Annotated in this window: 6 protein-coding genes and 1 pseudogene; 5 read left to right on the forward strand and 2 right to left on the reverse strand. The window is 68.3% G+C overall.

The genetic code is table 11. The features are described 5' to 3' along the window. Positions 1–8: 8 nt before the first annotated feature. Positions 9–1271, forward strand: coding sequence for a glycosyltransferase 87 family protein (locus C1706_RS13695; protein WP_129459795.1), 1263 nt, complete (start codon positions 9–11; stop codon positions 1269–1271). Positions 1272–1379: 108 nt separating this feature from the next. Beyond that, the gene (locus C1706_RS13700; protein ID WP_129459796.1) at positions 1380–1850 is read left to right on the forward strand and encodes an SRPBCC family protein; all 471 of its coding nucleotides are present in this window, start codon (positions 1380–1382) and stop codon (positions 1848–1850) included. A gap of 117 nt (positions 1851–1967) precedes the next feature. On the opposite strand, the gene ald is transcribed toward C1706_RS13700, so the two are convergent. Beyond that, the gene (gene ald / locus C1706_RS13705) at positions 1968–3077 is read right to left on the reverse strand and encodes an alanine dehydrogenase (RefSeq protein ID WP_129459797.1); all 1110 of its coding nucleotides are present in this window, start codon (positions 3075–3077) and stop codon (positions 1968–1970) included. Positions 3078–3163: 86 nt separating this feature from the next. Continuing rightward, positions 3164–3349 (reverse strand): DUF5302 domain-containing protein, encoded by a 186-nt coding sequence (locus C1706_RS13710; protein WP_129459798.1) that lies wholly within the window; start codon positions 3347–3349, stop codon positions 3164–3166. A 117-nt stretch (positions 3350–3466) separates the two neighbouring features. Between C1706_RS13710 and C1706_RS13715 the strand changes: the two genes are divergently transcribed. The 3 genes and pseudogenes from C1706_RS13715 to C1706_RS13725 form a co-directional block, all read left to right on the forward strand. After that, positions 3467–3940 carry an NUDIX hydrolase gene (locus tag C1706_RS13715; RefSeq protein WP_129459799.1) on the forward strand — a complete coding sequence of 158 codons (474 nt, stop codon included), beginning with the start codon at positions 3467–3469 and terminating at the stop codon, positions 3938–3940. A gap of 131 nt (positions 3941–4071) precedes the next feature. Then, on the forward strand, positions 4072–5835 hold the full coding sequence (locus C1706_RS13720; protein WP_129459800.1) for a DEAD/DEAH box helicase: 1764 nt from the start codon (positions 4072–4074) through the stop codon (positions 5833–5835). Positions 5836–6064: 229 nt separating this feature from the next. Then, positions 6065–6724: pseudogene (locus C1706_RS13725) on the forward strand (amino acid permease); the annotation flags it as partial. Positions 6725–6909: the final 185 nt, after the last annotated feature.

The raw sequence follows: 6909 nt of genomic DNA on the forward strand, positions 1-6909 counted from the left end.
TGGTCCGCATGACCCCGCCCTCGGCACTCCCGCACCTCCAGCGCCGAGGAGACCTCCCCACGATGCGCCGCCGCGTCGAACTGCTGGCGTTCCTGTTCGCTGTCGTGTCGTTCGCGTTCTGGTTTGGCTTGGTGCTCAACGAGCCCCACAACGCCTTCCGCATCGACGTGTTCGTCTATCGGGGCGGGGTGGAAGCGATCCAGGCCGGACGCCCCCTCTACGACCCGGTGTATGGGCCGCCGTACTTCGTGTATCCGCCGTTCGCCGCTCTCCTGTTTTGGCCGATGGCGTGGCTGAACGACACATTGCTCAGCGCCGCGATGATCACGGTCAACCTGATGCTGGTCATCTGGACGGTTGGCGTCATCGCCCGCGAAGCGCGCGGCGCGGGCAGCATTATCACGCGGGGTGCGGCAGCCTGCCTGGGTATCGGGTTCACGTTCCTGCTCGTGCCCCTGGCCGATACTTTGTGGCTCGGACAGATCAACATCGTCCTCATGGCCCTCGTCGTCGCCGACCTCGTCGCCGCGTCCCGCGGACGCCGTTGGGCGGGCCTGGGCATCGGTATCGCGGCCGGTATCAAGCTCACGCCCCTCCTGTTCGTCGTGTTACTGCTGTGGAACCGCCGCTGGCGTGCGGCCGCCGTCGCCTCAGGCACGTTCGCGCTGACCGTCCTGCTCGGGTTCCTCGTGCTGCCCCGCGACGCCGTCGACTTCTGGACGGTCGCCCTGCGCGACACCCGCCGCATCGCCCCCTCGGAGTGGATCGTCAATCAGTCCTTCGACGGCGTCATCGCGCGGTTGTGGCCAGGCGCCCCCGCCGGGGTCTGGCTGGTGGGCGCCGTCGTCGTCTGCGCCTGGGCGATCATGCTCGCCGGACGCCTCCTGTCCCGACGCCTGCCGGTGCTGGCCGCGGCCGTCGTGGGGACGGCGTCCGCGTTTGCGGCTCCCTTTTCGTGGGAGCATCACTGGATCTGGTTGGTGATCATGTGCTGGTGGCCGTTATGCGCGGCCATGGTCGGCTTCGCGAACCGCGATCGTCGATGGCCCTGGTGGGCGCTGGGCGCACTGGGGATGATCCTGCTCACGGCCCGCTACGACAACGGCCACGGCCTCGCGATCGGGGTGTTCGCGTTCGGCGGCGCCGATAACGCCTCCTGGTGGACGATGGCCTATCCGGCTGGGGCCCTGGCCGTCCTGATCTCTATGACGGTCGCCGAAATCCTCGGGCATCCGCCCCGCACCCCCAGGCTCGTCGCTGAGGAGCGCTAACGCGTCCCGGCGCGCGGACGCGTCGCTCGAGAGCATCCAGGGTGGGACGGCGCGCGCGTCGCTACGTGGATCGCGCACAATAGAGGGTGCCCGACCACAAGGAGTCACATGATCGTCCACACGTACGCACTCACCGCGCCGGTGAGTCCGTCTGCCGTCTGGCGGCACTGGGTGGACGTCGACCAGTGGGCCGACCATTTCCCAGGCCTGAGGGCCTCCAAGCTCAACGGTCCGGTTGCCGTCGGTGCGGTCGGCCTGGTGCGTCCCCAGCGAGGGCCACGTTGGTCGTTTCGGATCAGTGCTGTCGACCGGGCCAAGAAGCGGTTCGCGATTGAGCGCAAGGTGCTCTTCGGGGTGGTGCGGCTGGAGTTCGCGCTGCAACGGCCCGAAGAACTCGACGACGCGGACGCCTTCGAGCCGCCCCTGCCTGCGGGGCCGGACACGTGGTCCATGGTGTACACGGTGACCCTGACCGGGCCGCTGGCCGTGGTGTACGACCGCGTCGCCGGACGCCCCATCGCCAAGCAATTGCCTGAACTCAGCGCGAGTGTCGCGGCGCAGTCGCCCCTCGACGACTGATTCCCGCCCTAGCCGTAGGCGTGCGCGAGGCGGCCCCGGAAGCGTTCTCGCAGGATCGCCGTGGCACGGCCCCGCATCCGAGCGATGAGGTGGACGCGGGACCGCACGTGGCCGCTATCAGGCCGGGTAGGGAGCGAACGGCAGGTCGGGGAAGGCGTGAGACACGCCCGCATTACGCAGCACGCCGCCGTGGACGTTGAGCCCCTTCGCCAGGGCGGCATCGGAGGCGAGCGCCCCCTCCCAGCCGAGCCCAGCAAGCCGCTTCGCGAACGGCAGCGTCGCGTTGGCGAGGGCCCAGGTGGACGTGTTGGGCACCGCGCCGGGCATGTTCGCCACGCAGTAGAACAGCGAGTTGTGCACCGTGAACGTGGGGTCATCGTGGGTGGTGGGGCGGCTGTCCTCGAAGCATCCGCCCTGGTCGATGGCAATATCGACCAGCACCGATCCGGGCTTCATCTCGGCGACCATCTCGTTCGTGACGAGCTTGGGGGCCTTCTCCCCGGGCAGAAGCACCGAGCCGATCACCAGGTCAGCGTCGCGCAGGTGCTCCCGGACGGCCATCGCCGTCGACATCACCCCGGCCACCCGGTTCTCGTAGCGCCAAAACGTTTGCCGAAGCTTGCTCAGATCGGTGTCGAGGATCGTCACATCAGCGCCCATCCCCATGGCCACGTTGGCGGCGTTCTGACCGGCCGTGCCACCACCGAGGACGACGACCTTCGCGTTCGGGACGCCGCCGACGCCGCCCATGAGGACGCCGCGCCCGCCCGAAGCCTTCAAGAGGGCTTGGGAGCCGACCGCGGGGGCGAGACACCCCGCCACTTCAGACATGGGGTACAGCAACGGCAGCAGACCGCTGTCCGCCTGCACCGTCTCGTAGGCGATGGCGGTCGTTCCGGCGTCCAGGAGGGCCCGGGTGAGCGGCTCGTTGGCGGCAAGGTGCAGATAGGTGAACAACACCAGATCCTCACGCAGCAACCCGTACTCGGACGCGATGGGCTCCTTGACCTTCATCACCATCTCTCCGGCAGCCCAGGTTTCCTCGGCGGTGGGAAGGATGGTGGCGCCAGCGCGCTGGTAGGCCTCATCGGGTATGGACGAGCCGAGGCCCGCCCCTGCTTGCACAAACACCTCATGCCCAGCGCGCACCAACTCGTCCACGCTCACGGGCGTGACGGCGACACGAAATTCCTGGGTCTTGATCTCAGTGGGAACGGCGATCCGCATGGCCGCGAGCGTAATGACCGATGAGGTCGCGCAGAATGCGGCCAGACTACGGTCTCGTTACAGCCGAACCGGCTCCGGTCAGGGGTTTAACCCCCAGACTTGCGGCGGAAGGTGCGCTTGCCGCCCTGTTGCCCGTGCGGGCCCCCGGACGCCTTCGCGCGCGCATCGCCCCCGGTTGCGCTGCCATGCTGTGCGGCTCGCTTCGCCTCCAAGGCGGCGCGCATCTGCTCCTTGGGATCCGGCGTGGAATCGGCTGTGCCCGGCTCGCTCATGCGCCCCACTGTCGCACGTGCGTGCGCGCGCGTCCAGGGCGTTGACGAACCGCCACAAGGCCGCACGGCCGAAACGAAATCGCTGGGACGACTGGGGCGGGGTGGCACGATAGCCCCATGACCCTCTACAGCGCCGGCATCCTGCCGTACTCCTGTGACGAGGGCGCGCTGCGGGTGTTCATCGTCCATATGGGCGGACCCTTTTGGGGACACCGCGACCAGGGCGGTTGGTCCCTGGCGAAAGGCATGTACGTTCCTGGGGACGAACTCCCCGAGGACGCGGCGCGCCGCGAGTTCGCCGAGGAGGTGGGCATCCCGGCACCTCCAGGGGATCTTCTCGACCTCGGGGAGGTGCGCCTGAGTTCCGGCAAACGGGTGCGCGGCTACGGGGTGGAGGCGTCGCTGGAGTTGGCGTTTGTGTCCAGCAACACCTTCGAGGTCGAATGGCCGCGCAAATCGGGGCAAGTGCAGACCTTCCCCGAGGTCGACAAGGCGGGATGGTTCGACGTCGATAAGGCCCGGACGCGGCTCACGCAGGGGCAGGTGCCGTTCCTGGACCGGCTCAAGGATCTCCTGGCGGCTGCCGCCTGATCGGGGCGGGTGCGTCCGATGAGTGACCTGCGTGAGCGGGCTGGCCGGATCGTCACCGGGGAGGGCTACCCTCGTACACCTATGTTCCTTCACGGCCATCCCCACCGCTCGCGCCCCGCCGGGGCAGGCCTGTGAGCCAATCCGCTTTCGACCGGCTCGGCCCGGCGTTCCCGCAGCGTGCGCCGTGGGGAACGTCGTCCAAGCTGCGCGCCTGGCAGGCGGCAGCGCTGGAGAAGTACCTCGCCGAGGGCCCCCGCGACTTCCTCGCCGTCGCCACCCCGGGCGCGGGCAAGACGACGTTCGCGTTGCGGGTCGCCGTCGAACTGCTCCAAGCCCGGATCGTGCGGCGCATCGTCGTCGTGGCCCCCACCGAACACCTGAAGGTGCAGTGGGCCGACGCCGCAGCCAAAGTCGGAATCCAGCTCGATCCCGGCACCGGGGGGCGCAAGCGGGGGCGCTCGCGTCAATACGACGGCGTCGCCGTCACCTACGCCGGTGTCGCGGCCGCGATGCTGGCGTACCAGACCATGACCACGAACTTCGACACGCTCGTCATCCTCGACGAGGTGCACCACGCCGGCGATGCGCTCGCGTGGGGGGACGCCGTCCGCGAAGCCTTCCAGTACGCGACGCGGCGCTTGGCCCTGACCGGTACGCCGTTTCGCTCCGACGACAACCCCATCCCGTTCATCAGCTACGTTCCTGCCGAATCGGGGGCGCTGATCTCGCGCGCCGACTACACCTACGGCTACGCGGACGCGCTGCGCGACCATGTCGTCCGCCCGGTCGTGTTCATGAACTACGGCGGCCCGATGCGCTGGCGCACCAAGTCGGGGGACCAGATGGAGGCCAACCTCGGCGAGTTGACCACCAAGGACATCACCGCGCAGGCGTGGCGCACCGCACTGGATCCGAAGGGGGAGTGGATCGCCGCCGTGCTCGCTGCCGCCGATCGGCGCCTGAGCGAAGTGCGTCGCCACATCCCGGACGCGGGGGCGCTCGTGATCGCGTCCAACCAAACCCACGCCCGCGCTTATGCCCGCATGCTCGAGTCGATCACCGGGGACAAGCCGACGGTGGTGTTGTCCGACGATGCGGGGGCCAGCAAGCGTATCGAATCCTTCTCGGCGTCCGAGGAGCGCTGGATGGTGGCGGTGCGCATGGTGTCCGAAGGTGTGGACGTGCCGCGCCTGGCCGTCGGCGTTTACGCGACAGCGACGTCGACGCCGCTGTTCTTTGCGCAGGCGGTGGGGCGTTTCGTGCGGACGCGGCGCCGCGGCGAGGTGGCGACCGTGTTCCTGCCCACGGTGCCGATCATCTTGGCGCACGCGTCCACGCTGGAACGCCAACGCGACCACATCCTCGGCAAGAAACCGGGCGAGGCCGAGGCCGTCGACGTGTGGGAGGAAGCCGAGGCGCTGATCGCGGCGGCCAACCGCAACGAGGGCGCCTCCGACGAACTCATGGGCAGCTATGAGGCGATCGACTCCTCGGCCACCTTCGATCACGTCTTGTTCGAGTCGGAGCAGTTCGGGATGCATGCCGTCCCGACCTCGGACGACGAGGCCGACTTCCTGGGTCTGCCGGGCCTGTTGGAACCCGAGCAGATCACCCATCTGCTGCGCGAACGCCAGCGCCGTCAGATCACCCGTCATGATCGCGCCCAGCGTCGCGAACGTGTCGCACCCGAGGTGGCGTTGCACCGGGCGCTCGAGGCGCGCCGCAAGGAACTCAACACGCTGGTGGCGCAGTACGCGCGCGTCCACGGCGTCCCGCACAGCCATGTGCACGCCGACCTGCGACGCCAATGCGGTGGCCCGTCCCTGGCTCAGGCCACGACCGACCAGGTCGACGCGCGGATCGCGATGATCCGTCAGTGGAACAACCGCCGCTGACGTGGCCTTTCACCCGAGAGGCCGCTGCGCGGCGTCGATCTCGGGGGATGTCCAGGCGTCCTGCGTTACAGAGATATGTCGACGGATTACACGTGCGTGAAGGCCGCTGAAACATCGTGACGCGGCGCGTGGCGGGATGCGAGGCTCAGCGCATTCAGTCGATGCGGACGGCCCTAGGCGCACGCATCGGGCCGTCCCCTCGGCGTCACCATGGAGGAGGAACGGCCCGATGTCTCTCGACACGCGTGAACAGGCCCCAGGGGGAGCCTTCGATGCCCGGCAAGAGTCCGACGCATACCTGCAGAAGCGCTCGCTGAAGTCGGGATCTGCTGGTTGGGTACTGCTGGCGGGCCTCGGCGTGAGCTACGTCATCTCGGGAGACTTCTCCGGCTGGAACGGTGGCCTAGCCCAAGGCGGCTTCGGCGGACTGCTCATCGCCTTCGTGATCATCGCCGTCATGTACGTCTGCATGGTGCTGGGCATGGCCGAGTTGTCCTCCGCGCTCCCGGCCGCGGGCGGCGGCTACACGTTCGCTCGTGCCGCGCTCGGCACCTGGGGCGGCTTCGCGACCGGGGCGGCCGTCCTCATCGAGTACACGATCGCCCCCGCGGCGATTGCCACCTTCATCGGGGCCTATGTCGAATCCCTCCACCTCTTCGGGATCACCGACGGCTGGTGGGTCTACCTGGCCGTGTTCGGCCTGTTCATGGGCATTCACCTCACCGGCGCAGGCGAAGCGCTCAAGACGATGTTCGTCATCACCGCCATCGCCTTGGTGGGTCTCGTCATCTTCGCGATCGCTTCCGTCGGCCTGTTCGACCCTGCCAACCTCACCAACATCCCCGTGAACGAGGCCGCCGCAGGCGCATCCCCCTTCCTGCCGTTCGGCACGCTGGGCATCTGGGCAGCCCTGCCCTTCGGGATCTGGTTCTTCCTCGCGATCGAAGGCGGCTCATCGCGAATGAGAGTGTATGAGCGGTCTGAATCCGCCGGCTTCGAGGAGCGATCTGGCGATGTAGTGGCTGAGGTTCCGGAAGCCGAGGGCGGAACCGCGAAGGTGCTCGAGCCGGCCGT

Source organism: Propioniciclava flava (assembly GCF_004126535.1).
GTDB classification, from domain to species: Bacteria; Actinomycetota; Actinomycetes; order Propionibacteriales; family Propionibacteriaceae; genus Propioniciclava; species Propioniciclava flava.